Annotated in this window: 25 protein-coding genes and 1 pseudogene; 21 read left to right on the forward strand and 5 right to left on the reverse strand. The window is 64.1% G+C overall.

All coding sequences use genetic code 11. From position 1 onward, the window contains the following. Positions 1 to 178 precede the first annotated feature (178 nt). The 11 genes and pseudogenes from ACVWVY_RS11000 to ACVWVY_RS11050 all read left to right on the forward strand — a co-directional run bounded on the left by ACVWVY_RS11000 (position 179) and on the right by ACVWVY_RS11050 (position 7,474). Entirely contained in the window at positions 179 to 925 is a 747-nt protein-coding gene (locus ACVWVY_RS11000; RefSeq protein ID WP_456626393.1) for a YebC/PmpR family DNA-binding transcriptional regulator, read from the forward strand. A 210-nt stretch (positions 926 to 1,135) separates the two neighbouring features. Then, complete coding sequence (gene ruvC / locus ACVWVY_RS11005) at positions 1,136 to 1,663, forward strand: crossover junction endodeoxyribonuclease RuvC (RefSeq protein WP_456626394.1); 528 nt, start codon at positions 1,136 to 1,138, stop codon at positions 1,661 to 1,663. Then, on the forward strand, positions 1,660 to 2,277 hold the full coding sequence (gene ruvA, locus ACVWVY_RS11010; RefSeq protein WP_456626395.1) for a Holliday junction branch migration protein RuvA: 618 nt from the start codon (positions 1,660 to 1,662) through the stop codon (positions 2,275 to 2,277). Before ruvC ends, ruvA begins: the two co-directional genes overlap by 4 nt. Before the next feature lie 127 nt (positions 2,278 to 2,404). Then, positions 2,405 to 2,824 carry a cytidine deaminase gene (locus ACVWVY_RS11015; RefSeq protein ID WP_456626396.1) on the forward strand — a complete coding sequence of 140 codons (420 nt, stop codon included), beginning with the start codon at positions 2,405 to 2,407 and terminating at the stop codon, positions 2,822 to 2,824. Beyond that, on the forward strand, positions 2,821 to 3,870 hold the full coding sequence (gene ruvB, locus ACVWVY_RS11020) for a Holliday junction branch migration DNA helicase RuvB (protein ID WP_456626397.1): 1,050 nt from the start codon (positions 2,821 to 2,823) through the stop codon (positions 3,868 to 3,870). The genes ACVWVY_RS11015 and ruvB overlap by 4 nt, the downstream gene beginning before the upstream one ends. 90 nt (positions 3,871 to 3,960) lie before the next feature. After that, on the forward strand, positions 3,961 to 4,374 hold the full coding sequence (locus tag ACVWVY_RS11025; RefSeq protein WP_456626398.1) for a DUF6869 domain-containing protein: 414 nt from the start codon (positions 3,961 to 3,963) through the stop codon (positions 4,372 to 4,374). Then, complete coding sequence (locus tag ACVWVY_RS11030; protein WP_456626399.1) at positions 4,349 to 4,834, forward strand: DUF6869 domain-containing protein; 486 nt, start codon at positions 4,349 to 4,351, stop codon at positions 4,832 to 4,834. The genes ACVWVY_RS11025 and ACVWVY_RS11030 overlap by 26 nt, the downstream gene beginning before the upstream one ends. Before the next feature lie 94 nt (positions 4,835 to 4,928). Then, positions 4,929 to 5,840 carry a metallophosphoesterase gene (locus ACVWVY_RS11035; protein ID WP_456626400.1) on the forward strand — a complete coding sequence of 304 codons (912 nt, stop codon included), beginning with the start codon at positions 4,929 to 4,931 and terminating at the stop codon, positions 5,838 to 5,840. 76 nt (positions 5,841 to 5,916) lie between these two features. Continuing rightward, entirely contained in the window at positions 5,917 to 6,366 is a 450-nt protein-coding gene (ybgC, locus tag ACVWVY_RS11040; protein ID WP_456626401.1) for a tol-pal system-associated acyl-CoA thioesterase, read from the forward strand. Between the two features lie 68 nt (positions 6,367 to 6,434). Continuing rightward, positions 6,435 to 6,903 (forward strand): annotated as a pseudogene (locus tag ACVWVY_RS11045) (nuclear transport factor 2 family protein). A 4-nt stretch (positions 6,904 to 6,907) separates the two neighbouring features. Continuing rightward, positions 6,908 to 7,474 carry a TetR/AcrR family transcriptional regulator gene (locus ACVWVY_RS11050; RefSeq protein WP_456626402.1) on the forward strand — a complete coding sequence of 189 codons (567 nt, stop codon included), beginning with the start codon at positions 6,908 to 6,910 and terminating at the stop codon, positions 7,472 to 7,474. A 79-nt stretch (positions 7,475 to 7,553) separates the two neighbouring features. Here the strand turns inward: ACVWVY_RS11050 and ACVWVY_RS11055 are convergent, their stop codons facing one another. After that, the gene (locus tag ACVWVY_RS11055; protein WP_456626403.1) at positions 7,554 to 8,198 is read right to left on the reverse strand and encodes a glutathione binding-like protein; all 645 of its coding nucleotides are present in this window, start codon (positions 8,196 to 8,198) and stop codon (positions 7,554 to 7,556) included. Between the two features lie 107 nt (positions 8,199 to 8,305). On the opposite strand from ACVWVY_RS11055, the gene ACVWVY_RS11060 reads away from it, so the two are divergent. The 3 genes from ACVWVY_RS11060 to ACVWVY_RS11070 all read left to right on the forward strand — a co-directional run bounded on the left by ACVWVY_RS11060 (position 8,306) and on the right by ACVWVY_RS11070 (position 10,770). Beyond that, the gene (locus ACVWVY_RS11060; protein WP_456626404.1) at positions 8,306 to 8,965 is read left to right on the forward strand and encodes a TetR/AcrR family transcriptional regulator; all 660 of its coding nucleotides are present in this window, start codon (positions 8,306 to 8,308) and stop codon (positions 8,963 to 8,965) included. Positions 8,966 to 9,079: 114 nt separating this feature from the next. After that, positions 9,080 to 9,508, forward strand: a complete 429-nt coding sequence (locus ACVWVY_RS11065) for a VOC family protein (RefSeq protein ID WP_456626405.1) — start codon at positions 9,080 to 9,082, stop codon at positions 9,506 to 9,508. Positions 9,509 to 9,747: 239 nt separating this feature from the next. After that, positions 9,748 to 10,770 (forward strand): MBL fold metallo-hydrolase, encoded by a 1,023-nt coding sequence (locus ACVWVY_RS11070; protein WP_456626406.1) that lies wholly within the window; start codon positions 9,748 to 9,750, stop codon positions 10,768 to 10,770. A gap of 7 nt (positions 10,771 to 10,777) precedes the next feature. Here ACVWVY_RS11070 and ACVWVY_RS11075 read toward each other — a convergent pair whose 3' ends face one another. Beyond that, positions 10,778 to 11,743, reverse strand: a complete 966-nt coding sequence (locus ACVWVY_RS11075) for a 2-hydroxyacid dehydrogenase (protein ID WP_456632168.1) — start codon at positions 11,741 to 11,743, stop codon at positions 10,778 to 10,780. A 110-nt stretch (positions 11,744 to 11,853) separates the two neighbouring features. Between ACVWVY_RS11075 and ACVWVY_RS11080 the strand changes: the two genes are divergently transcribed. From ACVWVY_RS11080 to ACVWVY_RS11090, 3 genes are all read left to right on the forward strand, one after another. After that, positions 11,854 to 12,117, forward strand: a complete 264-nt coding sequence (locus ACVWVY_RS11080) for a hypothetical protein (protein ID WP_456626407.1) — start codon at positions 11,854 to 11,856, stop codon at positions 12,115 to 12,117. 305 nt (positions 12,118 to 12,422) lie between these two features. Then, positions 12,423 to 12,791 (forward strand): YciI family protein, encoded by a 369-nt coding sequence (locus tag ACVWVY_RS11085; protein WP_456632169.1) that lies wholly within the window; start codon positions 12,423 to 12,425, stop codon positions 12,789 to 12,791. Next, positions 12,788 to 14,059 carry an RNA polymerase sigma factor gene (locus ACVWVY_RS11090; protein ID WP_456626408.1) on the forward strand — a complete coding sequence of 424 codons (1,272 nt, stop codon included), beginning with the start codon at positions 12,788 to 12,790 and terminating at the stop codon, positions 14,057 to 14,059. Before ACVWVY_RS11085 ends, ACVWVY_RS11090 begins: the two co-directional genes overlap by 4 nt. A 38-nt stretch (positions 14,060 to 14,097) precedes the next feature. Here ACVWVY_RS11090 and ACVWVY_RS11095 read toward each other — a convergent pair whose 3' ends face one another. Then, positions 14,098 to 14,577, reverse strand: a complete 480-nt coding sequence (locus ACVWVY_RS11095) for a hypothetical protein (protein ID WP_456626409.1) — start codon at positions 14,575 to 14,577, stop codon at positions 14,098 to 14,100. Between the two features lie 256 nt (positions 14,578 to 14,833). Between ACVWVY_RS11095 and ACVWVY_RS11100 the strand changes: the two genes are divergently transcribed. The 3 genes from ACVWVY_RS11100 to ACVWVY_RS11110 are packed head-to-tail and all read left to right on the forward strand — an operon-like array spanning position 14,834 to position 16,268. Then, entirely contained in the window at positions 14,834 to 15,247 is a 414-nt protein-coding gene (locus tag ACVWVY_RS11100; RefSeq protein WP_456626410.1) for a DoxX family protein, read from the forward strand. Positions 15,248 to 15,280: 33 nt separating this feature from the next. Then, the gene (locus ACVWVY_RS11105) at positions 15,281 to 15,817 is read left to right on the forward strand and encodes an SRPBCC family protein (RefSeq protein WP_456626411.1); all 537 of its coding nucleotides are present in this window, start codon (positions 15,281 to 15,283) and stop codon (positions 15,815 to 15,817) included. A 37-nt stretch (positions 15,818 to 15,854) separates the two neighbouring features. Next, entirely contained in the window at positions 15,855 to 16,268 is a 414-nt protein-coding gene (locus ACVWVY_RS11110; RefSeq protein ID WP_456626412.1) for a VOC family protein, read from the forward strand. A gap of 266 nt (positions 16,269 to 16,534) precedes the next feature. On the opposite strand, the gene ACVWVY_RS11115 is transcribed toward ACVWVY_RS11110, so the two are convergent. Both ACVWVY_RS11115 and cobT read right to left on the reverse strand, forming a co-directional pair. Further along, positions 16,535 to 16,966 (reverse strand): hypothetical protein, encoded by a 432-nt coding sequence (locus ACVWVY_RS11115; RefSeq protein ID WP_456632170.1) that lies wholly within the window; start codon positions 16,964 to 16,966, stop codon positions 16,535 to 16,537. A gap of 70 nt (positions 16,967 to 17,036) precedes the next feature. Beyond that, entirely contained in the window at positions 17,037 to 18,053 is a 1,017-nt protein-coding gene (gene cobT / locus ACVWVY_RS11120; RefSeq protein ID WP_456626413.1) for a nicotinate-nucleotide--dimethylbenzimidazole phosphoribosyltransferase, read from the reverse strand. Positions 18,054 to 18,121: 68 nt separating this feature from the next. On the opposite strand from cobT, the gene cobS reads away from it, so the two are divergent. Next, positions 18,122 to 18,880, forward strand: a complete 759-nt coding sequence (cobS, locus tag ACVWVY_RS11125; RefSeq protein ID WP_456626414.1) for an adenosylcobinamide-GDP ribazoletransferase — start codon at positions 18,122 to 18,124, stop codon at positions 18,878 to 18,880. Positions 18,881 to 18,896 lie beyond the last annotated feature (16 nt).

Consider the following 18,896-nt stretch of genomic DNA (forward strand, 5'->3'; position numbering starts at 1 on the left):
TGCTACGAAATCCTCTCATCCGAGCATGAAGTCATGGTTAACAACTGCCTGATATTCCGGCACGCGGCACTACTTGCATACCTGAGGGGACCGCAAATCTTTGATTTTGACCGATTGCCGGCCTATAAGGCCGCGCTTTCACCCCGCATCCCTCCCGGACGAATCCAAGAGACCCTGCATGGCCGGCCATTCCCAGTTCAAGAACATCATGCACCGCAAGGGCAAGCAGGATGCCCAGAAGTCGAAACTGTTCGGCAAGCTGGCGCGGGAAATCACGGTGGCGGCCAAGCTCGGAACCCCGGACCCGGCCATGAATCCGCGGCTGCGCGCGGCCGTGATCGCGGCGCGCCAGGAAAACATGCCGAAGGACAATATCGAGCGCGCCATCAAGAAGGCGACCGGCGGCGACAGCGAGAGCTACGACGAAATCCGCTACGAGGGCTACGGCCCCGGCGGCGTCGCCGTGATCGTCGAGGCGCTGACGGACAACCGCAACCGCGCCGCCTCCGACATCCGTTCCTTCTTCGCCAAGTCCGGCGGCAATCTCGGCGAGACCGGCTCGGTCGCCTTCATGTTCGACCGCACCGGCATCATCGAATATGATTCCAGCAAAGCCTCCGACGACGCGATGCTGGATGCAGCGATCGAGGCCGGCGCCGACGATGTGGTTTCCAGCGAAGGCGGCCACGAGATCTACGCCTCGCAGGAAACCTTTCGCGAGGTCGCCAAGGCGCTGGAAGCGAAATTCGGCGAAGCCCGCAAGGCGGCGCTGACCTGGAAGCCGCAGAACACCATCGCCGTCGACGACGAGACCGGCGAGAAGCTGTTGAAGCTGATGGACCTTTTGAACGAGCACGACGACGTCCAGAACGTCTATGCCAATTTCGAGATTTCGGACGCACTGGTCGCCAAGATGGGCGGATAGGTCGTCCCTTGCGCCTCCACATTCCGCTGTCGTCGCCGGCTTGACCGGGCGATCCAGTATTCCAGAGACCTGGTTTGGTCCCGAGAAGCCGCGGCGTACTGGATCCCCGCTTTCGCGGGGATGACATGGGAAGGCGTATCGACGTCCCGGGCAGGGGATTTCCGTTCTCTTTATGTTTCGTTCACCCGGCTCTGGCGTTATCACTAGGCCATGAAACCCCCACCGATTCGCCAACCCGTTCGGATCATCGGCATCGACCCCGGCCTGCGCCGCACCGGCTGGGGCGTGATCGAGACCGAGGGCAACCGGCTCGTCTTCATCGGCTGCGGTTCGGTGGAGCCGCCGGACGATCTGCCGCTGGCCAGCCGCCTCTTGGCGATCCATGAAGGGCTCGCCACAGTGCTCGGCGATTTCAGGCCGGCGGAGGCTGCGGTCGAACAGACCTTTGTGAACAAGGACGGCGTCGCCACGCTCAAACTCGGCCAGGCGAGGGGCGTTGCCATGCTCGGGCCTGCGATGTTCGGCATATCGGTTGCGGAATATGCGCCCAATCAAGTGAAGAAGACTGTGGTCGGCGCCGGACACGCCGACAAGAACCAGATCGCTGTGATGCTGAAGATCCTGCTGCCGAAGGCCGAGCCGAAATCCGCCGACGCCGCCGATGCGCTGGCGATCGCCATCACGCACGCCCATCACCGCCAGGGCGCAGCGCTGCGGCTAAGGGTAGCGAGCCTATGATCGGCAAACTGAAAGGCCTGATCGATTCCTACGGCGAGGATTATGTGATCCTCGACGTCGGCGGCGTCGGCTATCAGGTGCATTGCTCGTCGCGCACGCTGCAGGCGCTGCCATCGCCGGGCGATGCGGCGGTGCTGTCGATCGAGACATACGTGCGCGAGGATCAAATAAAGCTATTCGGCTTCCGCACCGATACCGAGCGCGAATGGTTCCGCCTGCTGCAGACCGTGCAGGGCGTCGGCGCCAAGGTCGCACTCGCCGTGCTCTCGACGCTGCCGCCGACCGAACTCGCCAATGCGATTGCGCTGCGCGACAAGGCCGCGGTATCGCGCACGCCCGGCGTCGGCCCGAAAGTCGCCGAACGTATCGTCAGCGAATTGAAGGACAAGGCGCCGGCCTTTGCCAATGTCGATCCCGCCGTCGTGCATCTTGCTGGCGCGGTCGACGACCACCGCGCGCCGCGCCCGGTCACGGATGCGATCTCCGCGCTGGTCAATCTCGGCTACGGCCAGCCCCAGGCAGCTGCGGCCATCGCCGCTGCCTCTCGCAGCGCTGGCGAGAAGGCCGAGACGGCGCAACTGATCCGGCTGGGCTTGAAGGAATTGTCGAAATGAGTGTCGAGACCGTAGGGTGGGCAAAGCGAAGCGTGCCCACCATTTGATATAACCGGGGAGAGGGTGGGCACGGCGCAAAGCGCCTTTTCCCACCCTACGATCTGACTAAAGGAACGCATTCTCCATCATGCCGAGCAAAAAGGATCAGGAACTGATCGCCGCGGCCACCGAAGCTATAGGCCAGCGCTATCGCAATGACTGGCAGGAGGTCGGTGCTGCCATGCGCACCCGCGACGGCCGTATCGTCACCGGCGTCAATATTGACGCCTATATCGGCCGGATCGCGGTCTGCGCCGAAGCGATCGCCATCGGCCGCGCCATCACCGAAAATGGTGACCACGGTATCGAAACCATCGTCGCCGTGCGTCACCCCAAGCCCGGCGAGCCCGGCAAGATCGCGGTTGTCTCGCCCTGCGGCATCTGTCGCGAGCTGATCCATGACTACGACGCCAAAGCGCGGGTCATCGTTCCCGACAGCGGCCGTGCGCCGAAAGTGGTGAGCATCGGCGAACTCCTGCCCAACAAGTACAAGCGGGGCAGCGAGTGAACCCGCCCTCCCGCATCGTCACGCCCGAGCGCCGTTCCGACGATGTAGGCGACACCGCGCTGCGTCCGCAATTGCTGTCGGAGTTCGTCGGCCAGGCGCAGGCGCGAAAGAATCTCTCGATCTTCATCGAGGCAGCGCGCAAGCGGGGCGAAGCGCTGGATCACGTGTTGTTCGTTGGCCCTCCGGGCCTTGGCAAGACCACGCTGGCGCAGATCGTCGCGCGCGAGCTTGGCGTCGGCTTCCGCGCCACTTCGGGTCCCGTCATTGCAAAGGCCGGCGATCTCGCAGCACTGCTCACCAACCTCGAAGAGCGCGACGTGTTGTTCATCGACGAAATCCATCGCCTCAGCCCGGCGGTCGAGGAAGTGCTTTACCCTGCGATGGAGGATTTCCAGCTCGACCTCATCATCGGCGAGGGACCTGCGGCGCGCTCGGTCAAGATCGATCTGGCAAAATTCACCCTCGTCGGCGCCACCACGCGCGCAGGGCTGTTGACCAATCCGTTGCGCGACCGCTTTGGCATTCCGGTTCGCTTGAATTTCTACACCGAGGAAGAGCTGGAGAAGATCGTCACCCGCGGCGCCCGCGTGCTCAATATCGGCATGTCGCCTGACGGCGCCAACGAGATCGCGCGCCGCGCCCGCGGCACACCGCGCATCGCCGGCCGCCTGCTGCGCCGCGTGCGTGACTTTGCATCCGCCGCGGACGCGAGCTCCATCGACCGCGCCATCGCCGACCACGCGCTGAGCGCGCTGGAGGTCGATGCCGCCGGCCTGGATGCCATGGACCGGCGCTATCTCACGACGATCGCGCTGAACTACGGCGGCGGGCCGGTCGGCGTCGAGACCATGGCGGCGGCGCTGTCGGAGCCGCGCGACGCCATCGAGGACATCATCGAGCCGTTCCTGATCCAGTGTGGCTATTTGCAGCGCACGCCGCGCGGCAGGCTCCTGACCTCGCACGCCTTCCGTCATCTCGGCCTCACTGAGCCCACGCGCGATCCCGCGCAGTTCGGCCTGTTCGGCAATGGTGACAGCGACGATTGATCGCTTCGAACCCGATCCTTCCAGCGATGCACTAAGGGGCAAATGCCAGGCGCGCTTCCGCGCCGGGTCTGCTTGCCGTGGAGTGCAACAATGATGGGTTCGACCGAAGACGCTGACATGCTGGCCCTCATCGCGGCGGCGCCGGAACTGGCGACGCCGGACGATACCGAAGTCTTGCTCGACGCCATGCCGATATCAGAGCTCGCCTCGATGTGGGGCGCGGCGCAGCGCCTGAGCCGGCGCGACCGGACGGGCGCCTCCTGGTCGGCATTCCTTTATTTCGACCATCTGCCGCACAAGCGGCCGGACCGCGCGCTCGATCTCGCGCTCGAAGTGCTGCGCACCGAGCCGGACAAGCCGACGGTGATGCAGCTCAACGACAAGTTCATGCTGTCGCTGCTCTTTGCGCACGGCGCCGCCGTGATCGGACGGATCGAAGCCGAAGCGAAGCAAAACGCCGGGCTGCGCTGGCTGCTGGGTGGGATGCACTTCGGACCCCGATGAACCGTTCAAGCGCCGCATCGAGTCGATTGCCGACAGCAAGGGCTGGCGCGCCGACGATCTCGCGCGCCGGACGCCGAAGCATCCGCTCGATTGCGAGGCCATGTCGGTGGCGGAACTGGCGCGCGCCTGGGTCGAGCAATATTCGAAATCCGAACGCGACCGCGATGACAATTTCTTCGCGATGATGGATTACGAGAGCGAGCTGCGGGAGGAGGATCCCGACAAGGCGATCGATCTGATCGTCGAGATCCTGAAGATCGAGACCAACCCGGTGATGCTGTCGCTGCTCGCCGCCGGTCCGCTCGAAGACGTCATCAGCATGGAGACCATCGACCGCATCGAGCGCGAAGCGTCTGCCAACAAGCGGTTCCATGATCTGCTCGGCGGCGTCTGGTATTACCGTGCGCCGGACGAGTTGAAGGCGCGGCTGGATGCGCTGGTGGGGCAGAACCGTTGGTGAGAAGTTGCTGCAGCTCTGCTGACCTTCTGCACAAGCGCACCGCAATTCGGGCTCAATCCGCCACCATGTTCGCGATGCATCACGATTGGATCACATGTTAACACGCCGTAACTTTCTGAGAGCCATGGGTGGATTGGGCGCGCTGGGCGTCTCCACCACCGCCTACGGATTCAGCGCACCGGTCGTTCGGCTTCGCGTCGCGCGGTACCACATCTCACCGCCGCAGTGGCCAGCAGGGCTCAAGCTCAGGATCGCCGCGATTGCCGACCTCCATGCCTGCGATCCCTGGATGTCGCTCGATCACATCCAGGCGATTGTCGAACGCACCAACGCGCTCAAGCCTGATATCGTCGTCATGCTCGGCGACTATGTGACTGGGCATCGCAAGGTGACGCGCATCATTCCCGATGCCGAATGGGCGGCGGCGCTCGCCGGCCTGAAGGCGCCGCTCGGCGTTCACGCCGTGCTCGGCAATCACGACTGGTGGGAAGACAAGACGGTGCAGCGGGACGGGCACGGACTGCCGTCGGCAGGCCGCGCGCTGGAGGCCGCCGGCATTCCGGTTTACGAGAACGATGCGAAGAAACTGACCAAGAACGGTCATTCGTTCTGGCTGGCCGGTCTCGGCGACCAACTCGCCTATATGCCGGCGCGCCGCTTCAGGCCGCTCAAGCGCATCGGCGTCGACGATCTCGGCGCGACGCTGGCGAAGGTCACCGACGATGCCCCCGTCGTTCTGATGGCGCATGAGCCCGACATCGCCCGGCGCGTGACCTCGCGCGTGGCGCTGCAGCTCTCCGGGCATACCCATGGCGGCCAGGTGCGGATGCTGGGCTGGTCGCCGATCGCGCCGTCCGGACAGCAGCTCGCCTATGGCCACATCAAGATGAACTGCGACGTCGTGGTCTCCGGCGGCCTCGGCTGCAGCATCATGCCGTTCCGGCTCGGCGTCCCCCCGGAAATCGTGCTGGTGACGCTGGGCGCGGCGCGGCCGGCGGTGGCGTAGCGGAACCTCGCTGCGCTTGCGTGCCGGGCTGATTTTGCGCAAAACCACTGCTTTCCAGCGCGATCAGGGACCGCAAGTGACATCACCCATTCTCGACGGCGAGATCCGTGACGGCCGCCATCACATGCAGGTCCGCGTTTATTACGAGGACACGGACTTCTCCGGCATTGTCTATCACGCCAATTATCTGCGCTTCATGGAGCGCGGGCGCACCAACCATCTGCGGCTGATGGGCGCCGAACAGCATGCGCTGTTCGAACAGGCGCAGGAGGAGACGCCGGGTTTTGCCTTCGTGGTGCGCTCGATGCAGCTCGATTTTCTGCGCCCCGCGCGCATGGACGACGTGCTCGACGTGGTGACATGGCCGGTCGCGGTGAAGGGCGCCTCCATCACGCTGGCGCAGGAGGTGCGGCGCGGCGACGAGGTGCTGGTCAAGGCAGAGGTCCGCGTCGCCTTCATCAGCGAGGGTCGGGCGAAGCCGATCCCGAAATCGCTGCGGCTTTTGATGAAGGCCGATCTGGATTGATTCTTACCGATTGACTCCCTGTACCGATCGGTACAATGTCGCGGGATCGCCAATCCCGGAGAAACCTCATGTCGCGTCCGCCGCTGCCGCCGTTCACCCGCGAAACCGCCGCCCAGAAGGCCCGCATGGCGGAAGACGCCTGGAATTCGCGCGATCCGGTACGGGTGTCGCTGGCCTATACCGAGGACAGCCGCTGGCGTAACCGCGCCGAATTCTTTGAAGGACGCGATGCGATCGTCGAATTCCTCACCCGCAAATGGGACGAAGGAGCATGACTATCGCCTGATCAAGGACCTCTGGGCGTTCGATCAGAACCGCATCGCCGTGCGCTTCCAGTACGAATGGCACGACGATGCCGGGCAGTGGCATCGCTCCTATGGCAACGAGCAGTGGGAGTTCGACGAACACGGCCTGATGCGGCGGCGCGAGGCCAGCATCAACGATATCGCCATCAAGGAGAGCGAACGGCGCTTCCACTGGCCGGCGCCTGGGCCGCGCCCGGCCGATGTCGCGGGCTTAAGCGAGAACCCGCTGTGACGCCATGCTGAAGAAGGGCGTCGAGCGCGGGGAAGTGTTGCGTGCGCTCGGCGAGGTGTTTCGCGCCCATGGCTATGAGGGGGCCTCGCTGACGCTGATCACCGAGGCCACCGGGCTCGGCAAGGGCAGCCTCTATCACCTGTTTCCCGGCGGCAAGGAGCAGATGGCCACCGAGGTGCTGGCCGACATCGACGGCTGGTTCGAACTCAACATCTACGCGCCGTTGCGCGAGGCCTCCGATCCCGCGCGCGCGATCGCGGCAATGATCGCCGGCGTCGACCAGTATTTTCATTCCGGCGATCGCGTCTGTCTGGTTGGACTGGTGGCACTCGGTTCTGCGCGCGACACATTTGCCGAAGCGGTCGACGATTATTTTGCGCGCTGGCATGTCGCGCTGGCGCAGCTGTTGCGGCGATCCGGATTGAGCAAGAGCCAGGCGCAGCGGCGCGCGGAAGATGCGCTGTTGACCATTCAGGGCGCGTTGGTTTTGGCGCGGGCGCGCAACGACGCCGGAATCTTTCGCCGGGCGCTGAGCGATCTGACGTCGCGGCTACTGGCGCCGGCGGAGTGACGGCTGCAAGAACGACGTCGTCCCTGCCAAGTGCGCAATTCCGCACAAGGCGGGGACGACGTGTCGAGAGACTGACGGCTTACGCCGCCGCTTTGTGCCGGGCGAGTTCGGCCTTGTACATCTCGAACTCCTCGGCGATCGCCTTCGCGATGCTCGGGCGGGCGCGGAGCCGGTCGTGATAGGCCTTCACTGTGGGCCATTTCGCCAACTCGATCGGCGGCGTCGCCATCGTCCAGTTGATGATGGTGACGAGATAGGCGTCGGCCACGCTGAAGTGATCGAGCAGGAATTCGCGGCCCTTCAGATAGTTCTCGAGATAGTCGAGCCGCGAGATATTCTTGGTTAGCGCATAGGTCTTCGCGTCCTGCGGCGCCATCTTGTCGAGCAGCGGCACGAACAGCGCCTTGTGCAGTTCGGTGCCGATGAAGCACAGCCACTGATGCAGGCGGCTGCGCTCCTCAGCCGATGCGGCCGAGATGCCGGCTTTCGGAAAACGGTCGGCGACATATTGCAGGATCGCCGCGTTTTCGGTCAGCACCGTGCCGTCATCGGTGCGCAGCGTCGGCACCAGCCCGAGCGGATTGACGGCGCGGAAATCCGAGCCGTCCTTCTGCACCACCTTGGTCTTGGGATCGACTTCGAGATAGTTGGCCTCGGCGCCGGCTTCGTACAGCGCAATCCGGGTCGCCAGCGAGCAGGCGAGCGGCGAAAAATAAAGATCCATGGTTTGCCTCCTTGGCGGTTGATCAATCGGGCCGGCGCTTGGGGCGAGCGGGATTGATTTTTATACTGTTCCGCATAATATAAATTCGGTCAAGGATTTTTTGCGAAATGGTACAAAAAAGTAAGAAGCCGCCTGTGACGAAGATCGACGATCCCGTGGCGCCCAAGCGCCGCGGCCGGCCACGCGCCTATGAGCCGGACGTGGCGCTGGGCAAGGCGCTCGATTTGTTCCGCCGCGATGGCTTCGCCGCGACCTCGCTGGACGATCTCTCAGCTGCCACCGGCATGAACCGGCCAAGCCTTTACGGCGCGTTCGGCGACAAGCGCGAGCTGTTCATCAAGAGCTACCGCCGCTATCGCGACGACGCGCGGGGCGCGATGGGTGACATCTTCCGTGACGAACTGCCGATCCGCCGGCGGCTGGAGCGGATCTATGCCGTGGCGCTCGATATCTATCTGTCCGGCGAATCCGGCCCCCGCGGCTGTTTCACGGTGATGACCGCGGCCTCCGAGGCGGTGCACGATCCCGATATCCGCGCCATGGTGCTGGAAGGTTTTGTCGAACTCGACAAGGCCTTTGCCGCCTGTTTCCGGCGCGCCAAGGAAAAGGGCGAGCTACCTGAGCGCGCCGATCCGGTCGTACTGGCGCAACTTGCCTCCGCCACCATTCACACGATCGCGATCCGCGCCCGCGCGCAGACGCCGCGCAAGGAGCTGGAGGCGATTGTGAACGGAGCGCTCGATGTGATGCTCGGGGTCGCAAAATAACTTTCGCGCCGTCCCGGCGTTCGCAGGCACGACGATCTTTCTTTTCTAATCCCTGTCGGTTTCCAGTTTCTTGGCTCGTCTTCATGACGTGTCCAGGAAATCAGGAGCCGAGAAATGACCGCAGCCGTCCAGATCGTCACCCCCCATCTCGTCGTCCGCGACGCCAACGCCGCGCTCGAATTCTACAAGAAGGCGCTCGGCGCGACCGAAACCGTCCGGATGCCGGCCCAGGACGGCAAGCGCCTGATGCATTCGGAAATCCAGGTCAGCGGCGCGCGAATATTCGTCGTGGACGACTTTCCCGAGCATCGCGGCTCCCATGGTGTCGACGCGGTGTTTCCGCCGGACCAGATCAAGGGCACGTCGGTGACCATGCATCTCGAAGTCGAGAACTGCGACGCCGCGGTGAAGCGTGCCAAGGACGCCGGCGCCACCGTGACGCTGGAGCCGTGGGATTCATTCTGGGGCGCGCGCTACGCCCGCATCATGGACCCGTTCGGCCATTCCTGGAGCTTTGCGCACGCGCTTCCGGCGATGGGCTGAGGGACGACGATAGAACTCGCTTCCGATCGGCCCCTCACGCCGCCCTGATATGGGCGAGGAAGCGAAAAACGGCTCGTGCTCAAGCCGTCAGAGGAGGATTCTTGCTGTCTTGTCCTGCCTAGGAGGCATAACAGTCTCGCCGGCATTGATGGGCTGATCAAATTGCGTAAGCTTGCAATCGATGGTCAAGCGGAAGGCGCCGGCTTGAAATCGTGCGGGTTAAGGCGCCGGGGACAGAGATGACCGATGATCTGAAATTCACGGTCCAGCGGCCGCCGGCCTATGGCGAGTTGACCGACGTCCTGCCGGGACTGTTCTGGGTGCGGCTGCCGGTGCCGACGCCGCCCAATCACGTCAATTGCTGGCTGCTCGACAACGGCCCCGGTTGGACGCTGGTCGACTGCGGCATGAACACTGACGACACGTTCGAGATCTGGGACAAACTATGGCGGGGGCTGCTGCGCAGCCGACCCTTGCAGAACCTCATTTTCACGCATGCGCATCTCGATCATTTCGGCCTCGCCGGATATTTCGCGAAGGAAATGAAATGCGCGGTGCGCCTCCCGCTAGCGGAATGGCTCAGCGCGTGGAAGATGTGGCATGAGCGCGAGGAGGGGCCGGACGAGCATTTCGCCGTATTCATGAAGCGAAACGGCACCTCCGACGATGAGGCCGCCGGGATAATGAATGCCCAGCGCCGGTCGAAATTTCTCGGCCTGAGGCCGCCGCGCGAGTTCATCCGCATTCGGGACGGCGAAATGGTCGCGATGGGCCAACGCGATTGGCGCGTGATCACTGCAGGCGGCCATTCGGTCGAACACGCCCTGTTCTATTGCGAAAGCGACAAGATCCTGATCGCGGGCGATCAGGTCTTGTCGCACATGACGCCCTCGGTGATCGCGCCCGCAGCGCAGCCCGAGGCCAACCCGATGAAGGAGTATCTGGATTCACTGACGCGGCTTGAGGCGCTGCCGCCGGATACGCTGGTGCTGCCCTCGCATGGCTTGCCGTTTCGTGGGCTTCATGACCGGCTCGCTCAGTTGCGCGAGCACCATTTGGCCCGACTCGATGACGTGGCGTCCGTCATCACAGGCAAAACCACGGCGTTTGCGATTGCACAGGAAGTGTTCCCCCGGGTGCTGTACGCTAATCCCCGCCAGGCATTCGGCGAGTCGCTTGCGCATCTGAACATGTTGGCCTCGATCGGGCGGCTGACGCGCGATGTCGACGCCGACGGCGCGATCACCTTCGTGCCGGTGTGATGCTCGCCTAATACCCCCGGTTGCGGTCCACCACGTTTTCCAGCGCGCCGCCGGCCTCGAAGCGCGCGATCTGGTGCGCGACATATTTGGATATCTCGTCGGGATCGGTGTCGGCGGCGTTGTGCGGTGTCAGCACCACTTTTGGGTGGGTCCAGAACAGGCTATCCACGGGCAGCGGCTCGGTGGCGTAGACGTCGAGCGAGGCGCCACCGAGCGTGCCATCGTCGAGGCATTGCAGGATGTCGGCCTCGTTCTGCAGAGCCCCGCGGCCGGCATTGATCAGCACCGGCGCGCCGAGAGGACTGCTGCGATTCAGTTTCTCGAACAGCGCGCGGTTGAGAATGTGCCGTGTCTCCGGCGTCAGCGGCAAAAGGCAGACCAGAATGTCGGTCCGCCGCAGGAACGCTTCGAACTGCGCTTCGCCGTGCAGGCAATCGATGCCGTCGACGGCTTTCGGGCTCCGGCTCCAGCCCGCGACGCGAAAGCCTAGCCGCTTGAGCGCGTCGGCCGCGTCAGCCCCGAGCGTGCCCAGGCCCATGATGCCGACCGAGACCGCGCCCGCCGCCCATTGCGATTTCGGCGCCCAGCGCTTGGCGCGCTGCGATTCCCGCAAATAAAGCTCCTGCCGGTGGTGCATCAGCGCATGCAGCACGACATATTCGGTCATCCGCGCGGTGAGGTCGCCGACCGCAACGCGCACCAGCGGCACGTCGGGCAATGAGCGGTCCGCCATCAGCGCATCGACACCGGCGCCGAGATTGAAGATCACACGCAGGTTGGGGAAGGCGGCAAGCTCGCCCGGATGCGGCTTCCACACCGCGGCGTAATGCACCTCCGCCGGATCGAACGAGGCATCCGGCAGCAGCAGCACGGGCCGCCCCTCGCAGACGTCGTCGAACCGGCTTTTCCAGCGCTGCGGCGACCAGTTTTCAGTCCCGCCATGCACCAGCAGGGCGAGCGCACCTTTATTCACTGTCATTGTTTCGGCCGTCCCTTTCGTATCGCCAACTCGGCGTGACCCGCCTCACATAATCGATCGAACCGCTTCTCTAGCCTCCTTTCATCCAGCAAGGGAGACTGCAGATGCGCAAACTGTTCCTCGTTTCCGCTTTCGTCTCCTCTTTCGTCCTGGCCTCCGCCTCGGCGCAAGCCAGCGACATCGGCAGCCTGATCCCCGCCGGCAACGACGCGCCGGCGGCGGCTTCCCCCGCCGCGCCGGCGGAAGCCACGCCAGCAGCCTCCAGGAAGCGGGCGTCGTCCAGCTCGAACAAGAGCCCGGCCAGCCGGCGCGAGACCGACGAGCAAACGGTACACCAGATCGCCGCGCAGTATGGCATCTCCTGGTGATGCGCGGTTTCATCATCGTTGCGGTGATGCTCTGGCTGGCGCTCTCCTGGCAGAACAATCACCGCGACTTTGGCCCGGCCAAAGTCGAGACCGTCAGATGAAGACGATCAAGAACATCCTTCTCATTCTCGGTGTGTGCCTTCTTTGTTCCAAGGCGATCGTCCACACCTGGAGGCACTGCAATCCGCCGCCGCCTCCGATCGTCGGTCCCTGACCGGCGACGGAACCATCCAAAAATTCTTCGACGCACCTGTCGGCAGCGGGCATAATCGTTCGTCATCAAGACAACGGAGATGCCAGCCCTCATGCTTTACGCCATCCTTTGCTATCACGACGAAGACACTGTCGGTTCCTGGACCAAAGAACAGGACGCTGCGGTCATGAAGAAACTTGCCGTCGTGCAGGACAAGCTCGTCAAGCAGGGCCGGCTCGGCCCGGTCGCGCGGCTGCTGCCGACGACGGCGGCGACCACGCTGCGCAAGGACGATCCGCCGCTGGTGCTCGACGGCCCCTATGCCGAAACCAAGGAACAGTTGCTCGGCTTCTACCTGGTCGACTGCAAGGACCTAGACGCTGCGCTCGACGTCGCGCGCGATCTCGGCGCGGCCAATCCGGGCGGCGCCTACGAGATCCGTCCCGTCGGCCACTTCACGCCAGGGAGTGTGCAGCCGTGACCGACGCCGCCTGGATCGATGGCGCACTGACCTCGGCGCGTCCCCAGGCGGTCGGCGCGTTGCTGCGCTATTTCCGCAATCTCGACACCGCCGAGGAGGCGTTCCAGAACGCCTGCTTGCGCGCGCTGAAGAGCTGGCCGCAGAACGGCCCGCCGCGCGATCCCGCGGCGTGGCTGATCATGGTCGGCCGCAACGTCGCGATCGACGATATCAGGCGGAACAAGAAGCAGCAGCCGCTGCCCGAGGAAGACGCGATCTCCGACCTCGACGACGCCGAGGAGCAGCTTGCCGAGCGGCTCGACGGCTCGCACTATCGCGACGACATCCTGCGGCTGCTGTTCATCTGCTGCCATCCGGACCTGCCGGCGACGCAGCAGATCGCGCTCGCTTTGCGCATTGTCTCAGGGCTGACGGTCAAGCAGATCGCGCGCGCCTTCCTGGTCTCGGAAGCCGCGATGGAGCAGCGCATCACGCGGGCCAAGGCTCGCGTGGCCGACGCCGATGTGCCGTTCGAAACGCCTGGTGCGGTGGAGCGTTCTGAACGCCTCACCTCCGTCGCCGCCATGATCTACCTGATCTTCAACGAGGGCTATTCGGCCAGCGGCGATACCGCCGAGATTCGCAGCACCCTGTGCGAGGAGGCCATTCGTCTGGCGCGGCTGTTGCTGCGGCTGTTCCAGGGCGAACCCGAGATCATGGGGCTGACCGCGCTGCTGCTGATACAGCATGCGCGGGCTGCTGCGCGGTTCGACGCCGATGGCGCGGTGATCCTGCTCGACGATCAGGATCGCTCGCTTTGGAACAAGTCTCTCATCGCCGAGGGGCTGGCGCTGATCGACAAGGCGATGCGCCATCGCCGCAGCGGGCCCTACCAGGTGCAGGCCGCGATCGCGGCGCTGCATGCCCGTGCCGGGAAGCCCGAGGATACCGACTGGACCCAGATCGACCTGCTTTATGGTGCGCTCGAGATCATGCAACCGTCGCCGGTGGTGACGTTGAACCGCGCGGTCGCAGCGTCCAAGGTGCGGGGGCCGCAGGCCGGGCTCGACATGATCGAACCGTTGGCGGCGCGGCTGTCGAACTATTTTCATTTCTTCGGCGTGCGCGGCGCCTTCCTGATGCAGCTCGGCCGCAACGACGAGGCGCGCACCGCCTTCGACCGCGCCATTGCGCTGGCGAACACCTCGGCCGAAGCCGCCCACATCCGCATGCACCTCGACCGCCTGCAGCGCGACAGCCAGCCCCTCGGCAAAAAGGCGGGGAAGTAGCGCGCTTCCTTCAGCGGCGGCCAATTCTCGTTGCGGGGTTATTTTAGCTTGTAAGTGCCGGTCTGAATATTGCAGTCCTGAAACGTTCCGGCCTTGATGGCCGGAAACGGCCCCAGCGGTTGAACCGTGCCCTCCGTGACCATGCCTTCGTATTTTCCAGTTCCTGCAACGAACGTCCTGATTACTTTTCCATCGCCAGTCGAAAAATATGTAAGTCGCTTGTCACCGTCAACATCGGTTGTCTCGCATACGGTGGACGCTGTGATCTTCCCGTCAAGCGAGGCATTCATTCCTACGCAGCGAAAAGTGTTCTTATCAAATATGCCTCCGGGAGGATTGCTGCGGCTAGCGCCCGTCATTTCAAAACTAGATGCAGTGTGGGTCTTAGAGAACGTGATCACGTTGTTAACGCCAGACCAGCAGGAAGTGTAGTCGTAGCTGCCCTCCTTTGGCAGCTCGGCCGCGAATGCAGAAAACGGAGAAGCAACGATGAGTAAGGCTAGTGCATACCTATGCATGGTTCTCTCCTCCTACAATCGTTTCAAAATGTCTGCCCCATGCGCCAGTTTTTTCCGCAGTCGAGCGACCGCTTTGATCTAGATCATTGTTTAAGGCGGTGTTTCGAATGAGCTGACGCCCATTCGATCCACCTTCTCCCAAAAGGGGAGAAGGGAAGAACCGCAGGCGCCGCGAAAATTTTCATCCCCCTGTCGGTTTCCGCTCCCCTCGTTCGTCTTGAATTCGAACAGCCATTCAAGACCACGGGGACCCATCATGACCATCATCGCCGAGACCCTGCCAGCCTCGAAACCCGCACGCTGGATCGGCCGCATCCTCTCAGGCCTCGTCATCGTGTTCCTGATGATCGACGGCGCCATCAAGCTGGTGCCGTGGCCGGTCGTCACCGAGACCATGGACAGGATGGGCTATGGTTCGAGCGAAACGCTGGCGCGGAGTCTCGGCCTCATCACCATCGTCTGCACGGTGCTCTATTCCATTCCGCCGACCTCGATCCTCGGCGCGATCCTGCTCACCGGCTATCTCGGCGGCGCGATGGCCTCGCATGTACGGATCGGCAGCCCCTTGTTCACGCACACGCTGTTCGGGCTCTATCTCGGTCTGATGGTATGGGGCGGGCTGTGGCTGCGCGACAGTAACCTGCTCGGCTTGATTCCGTTTCGCCGCTGATGTGCTTCAACTTTCACGAATACGGAGCCAGTCATGTTTGAAGTCATTGTCATCATCGCTGTCATATTGGCGATTGCCATCGCCGCGGTCCTCATTCTCGCCGCAACCAAGCCGGGCACGTTGCGCGTGCAGCGCTCGGTCACCATCAAGGCGCCGCCGGAAGGGATCTTTCCGCTGATCTCCGACTTTCATCAGTGGGTGGCCTGGTCGCCCTACGAGCAGAAGGATCCGGCGATGAAGCGCACCTATAGCGGCGCTGAGCGCGGCAAGGGCGCCGTCTATGCCTGGGAAGGCGACAAGAATGTCGGTTCCGGCCGAATGCAGATTCTCGAGGCCTCCGCGCCGCAAAAGATCGTCATCAAGCTCGATTTCTTCACGCCGTTCGAAGGCCACAACACCGCCGAGTTCACAATGCTGCCGCAGGGCGATGGCACCCATGTCACATGGCTGATGCATGGTCCCGCACGCTTCGTGACCAGGCTGATCCAGGTCTTCATGAATCTGGACAACATGATCGGCCGGGATTTCGAAGCCGGTCTCGCCAAACTGAAGAAGCTCACCGAGAAATAAATCGTCACTCGAATTCCAGTTACCCAAGGAGCCAGCGATGCAGGTCAATCCCTATCTGTTCTACAACGGCAATTGCGAGGAAGCGCTGAAGTACTATCAAAAGGCGCTGGGTGCGCAGATCGAGGCGACGATGCCGTATGGCGACGGGCCCGCCGATATGCCGGTCCCGGCGGACTGGAAGACGAAGATCATGCACTCGCGCATCACCATCGACGGCGAGGTGCTGATGGCATCCGACGCCACACCCGGCGATTACCATCAGCCGCAGGGTTTTTCGGTTGCGCTCGCGATCGAGGATCCCGCGGATGCCGAGCGCCGCTTCAACGCGCTCGCCGAGGGTGGCACGGTGCGAATGCCGTTCGGCAAGACCTTCTTCTCCAACGGCTTTGGCATGTGCGTCGATAAGTTCGGCATTCCCTGGATGGTCAATTGCCCGAAGGAAGACATGTGAGCTCTCCAATCCTCATGGTGAGGAGGCGCGTAGCGCCGTCTCCGGACGATGCTTCGCATCGCCGGGAGAACCATGAGGCCCCGCTGGTTGCCATTCATCCTTCGAGACGCGCGAAGACGCGCTCCTCTGGATGAGGTCTGGCGGGACGGCGCGCGGGTAGCCCGCAGAATCGTAGGGTGGGCAAAGCGAAGTGTGCCCACCATTGGCGCCTCGTGGAAAGATGGTGGGCACGGCGCGAGATGCGCCTTTGCCCACCTTGCGAAGCACTACCTGCACCTCGGATAGATCGCGGCGAGTTCGCGCCCTCGCAACAGCAGCATCCGCGAGGTCAGTCCGCCGTGGCGGCTGATCCAGTCCCGCACCGGCGCCGGATAGGCTTCCTGTACCGCGCGCGAGGCTTCCGGTTCCGCATACATCCGGCCGCGGCGGTCGATCGAGCGCGCGGCATGAAATCCCAGCACCGCGCGCCGGGTCACGCAGATCCGCTCTTCCGGTATCGTCATCAGCACCAGTGTGCAGGCCGACAGGCATGGCCCGTCGATCACCACCCGCTCGCCGGATTGGCGCACGCGATCGAACAGGTCGAGAAACGGTCCGACCTGTCCGCCGGGGCTGGCGAGAATGCGAATCTCGGCCCGAACGGGCGCGATTACCGCAAAAAGCGCGGCCGCGACGACAATTGCCTTGATGATCGCCATGCGCATGCGCGGCTCCTTCGTCAGCACTGCCCTCCCAGACAGTTACGCTGAGATATGTGGCAAGGTTTCGTCAATTGTCCGCGCCGGAGACGCCGGCCTCGGCGAATGTCGCCATCCCGGCGTGGCAGGCCAGCGCGGCGCGCGCCAGCAGGATCGCGACCCCCGCGCCGGACGCTTCCCCGAGCCGCATGTTGAGGTCGAGCAGCGGAGGCAGTTTCAGTTCGCGCAGGAGGTCGCGGTGGCCGGCTTCGGCCGAAACGTGCCCGGCGCGGCAATGATCGAGCGCGGCTGCATCGAGACGCGCCAGCGGCAGCACCGCCGATGTCGCCACGAATCCGTCGAGCAGCACCGGGACGTTATGCCGCCGCGCGGCGAGCACGGCGCCTGCGATCGCCGCCAGCTCGCGGCCGCCCAGTGCTGCCGCCACCGCCAGCGGATCGTCCAGAATGCCGCGATGGAAATTCAGCGCGGACTCGATAGCCGTGCGCTTGCGCGCCAGCCCGCTGTCGTCGACGCCGGTGCCCCGGCCGGCCCAGCGCGCCGCGCCGCCGCCAAGCAGGGCCGCGCACAGCATGGCCGCCGTCGTCGTGTTGGCGATACCCATCTCGCCGACCGCCAGCAGATCGCAATCGTGGGGCACGGTGCGACATCCGGCGTCGACCGCTTCGAGAAACTCTTCCACGCTCATCGCTGCGGCTTCGGTGAAATCGCGCGTCGGACGTTCGAGTTCGATCGGCACCACGCGCAGCTCGGCGGCAGCGGCTTTTGCGATCTGGCTGATGGCCGCGCCGCCTGTGGCGAAATTCGCCACCATCTGCGCGGTGACCGCCGGCGGATAGGCCGAGACGCCGCGCGCGGCGACGCCGTGATTGCCGGCGAACACGGCGACGGTGACGCGCTCCAGAAGCGGCTGCTCGCGGCCCTGCCATTGCGCCAGCCATATCGCGAGTTCTTCGAGGCGGCCGAGGCTGCCCGGCGGCTTTGTCAGATTCTGTTGGCGGTGTGCGGCCATGTCAGCGAATCGCCGATCGCCGCCGGGCAGGTCGCGACAGAAGGCGCGGATGTCGTCTAGACTGGCGAACTGCATGCGATTCTCTTTTTGCTTTTGGGCATCGAACGGGCGCCGCAGGCTAAAACGATTCTCCGGACATCTCCATGCATGAATGGTTCGACGACTTCAAAACCGCCGTCGCGTTCCTGACGCGGCTGCCGATGCCGCATCCTGATGGCGCTATACCTGCAAATTTCGTGCGCGCCCACCGCATGTTTCCGGTGGTCGGCGCGCTGATCGGCGTTGCGGTGGGATTGCTCTGTCTCGGCTTGCGATATCTCGGCGTGCCCGATCTGGCTGCGGCAGCGCTGGCGCTGGGCGCAAGCGCCATCATGACAGGCGCGCTGCACGAGGATGGCTTGGCCGACGTCGCCGACGGATTCGGCGGCGGCCGCAATCTCGAATCGAAGCTGGAGATCATGCGCGACAGTCGGCTCGGCACCTATGGCGCCATGGTTTTGCTGGTGAGCTTTGCCGCAAGACTGTCGGCGCTCGCAGCGATCCCGGACAGCCATGTCGTGCCGTGCCTGATCGCCGCGCACGCGCTGGGACGCGGCATCTTGCCGGCGATGTCGCTGAACCTGCCTTATGCGCGCAAGGATGGCTTGGCCCGCAACGCCGGCCAGCCCGACGCGGCGACGGCGGTCATCGCCGGCGGGCTGGCGCTGCTGATCGCGCTGCTTTCACTGTCATGGAGCAACGCGTTGTGGGCGGCGGTGCTGGCGGGCTTGAGCGGGCTCGCCGTCGCGTGGCTGGCGCTGCGGCAAATCGGCGGCCAGACCGGCGACGTGCTCGGCGGCGCCGAGCAGGTCGCCGAGACCGCAATCCTTGTCCTGCTCGCCGCAAGGCTGGCGCAGTCATGAAACGGCTGGCGCAGCC

The organism is Bradyrhizobium sp. URHC0002, from assembly GCF_054059515.1.

Excerpts from the sequence above, each read along its gene's own strand:
- ACVWVY_RS11025 (WP_456626398.1), top strand. The coding sequence starts at position 3,961 with ATGATGGGTTCGACCGAAGACGCTGACATGCTGGCCCTCATCGCGGCG.
- ACVWVY_RS11060 (WP_456626404.1), top strand. The coding sequence starts at position 8,306 with ATGGTACAAAAAAGTAAGAAGCCGCCTGTGACGAAGATCGACGATCCC.
- ACVWVY_RS11085 (WP_456632169.1), top strand. The coding sequence starts at position 12,423 with ATGCTTTACGCCATCCTTTGCTATCACGACGAAGACACTGTCGGTTCC.
- ACVWVY_RS11115 (WP_456632170.1), bottom strand. The coding sequence starts at position 16,966 with ATGGCGATCATCAAGGCAATTGTCGTCGCGGCCGCGCTTTTTGCGGTA.
- cobS (WP_456626414.1), top strand. The coding sequence starts at position 18,122 with ATGCATGAATGGTTCGACGACTTCAAAACCGCCGTCGCGTTCCTGACG.
- ACVWVY_RS11000 (WP_456626393.1), top strand. The coding sequence starts at position 179 with ATGGCCGGCCATTCCCAGTTCAAGAACATCATGCACCGCAAGGGCAAG.
- ACVWVY_RS11065 (WP_456626405.1), top strand. The coding sequence starts at position 9,080 with ATGACCGCAGCCGTCCAGATCGTCACCCCCCATCTCGTCGTCCGCGAC.
- ACVWVY_RS11070 (WP_456626406.1), top strand. The coding sequence starts at position 9,748 with ATGACCGATGATCTGAAATTCACGGTCCAGCGGCCGCCGGCCTATGGC.
- ACVWVY_RS11080 (WP_456626407.1), top strand. The coding sequence starts at position 11,854 with ATGCGCAAACTGTTCCTCGTTTCCGCTTTCGTCTCCTCTTTCGTCCTG.
- ruvC (WP_456626394.1), top strand. The coding sequence starts at position 1,136 with ATGAAACCCCCACCGATTCGCCAACCCGTTCGGATCATCGGCATCGAC.
- ACVWVY_RS11050 (WP_456626402.1), top strand. The coding sequence starts at position 6,908 with ATGCTGAAGAAGGGCGTCGAGCGCGGGGAAGTGTTGCGTGCGCTCGGC.
- cobT (WP_456626413.1), bottom strand. The coding sequence starts at position 18,053 with ATGCAGTTCGCCAGTCTAGACGACATCCGCGCCTTCTGTCGCGACCTG.
- ACVWVY_RS11055 (WP_456626403.1), bottom strand. The coding sequence starts at position 8,198 with ATGGATCTTTATTTTTCGCCGCTCGCCTGCTCGCTGGCGACCCGGATT.
- ACVWVY_RS11095 (WP_456626409.1), bottom strand. The coding sequence starts at position 14,577 with ATGCATAGGTATGCACTAGCCTTACTCATCGTTGCTTCTCCGTTTTCT.
- ACVWVY_RS11100 (WP_456626410.1), top strand. The coding sequence starts at position 14,834 with ATGACCATCATCGCCGAGACCCTGCCAGCCTCGAAACCCGCACGCTGG.
- ACVWVY_RS11035 (WP_456626400.1), top strand. The coding sequence starts at position 4,929 with ATGTTAACACGCCGTAACTTTCTGAGAGCCATGGGTGGATTGGGCGCG.
- ACVWVY_RS11105 (WP_456626411.1), top strand. The coding sequence starts at position 15,281 with ATGTTTGAAGTCATTGTCATCATCGCTGTCATATTGGCGATTGCCATC.
- ACVWVY_RS11110 (WP_456626412.1), top strand. The coding sequence starts at position 15,855 with ATGCAGGTCAATCCCTATCTGTTCTACAACGGCAATTGCGAGGAAGCG.
- ACVWVY_RS11015 (WP_456626396.1), top strand. The coding sequence starts at position 2,405 with ATGCCGAGCAAAAAGGATCAGGAACTGATCGCCGCGGCCACCGAAGCT.
- ruvA (WP_456626395.1), top strand. The coding sequence starts at position 1,660 with ATGATCGGCAAACTGAAAGGCCTGATCGATTCCTACGGCGAGGATTAT.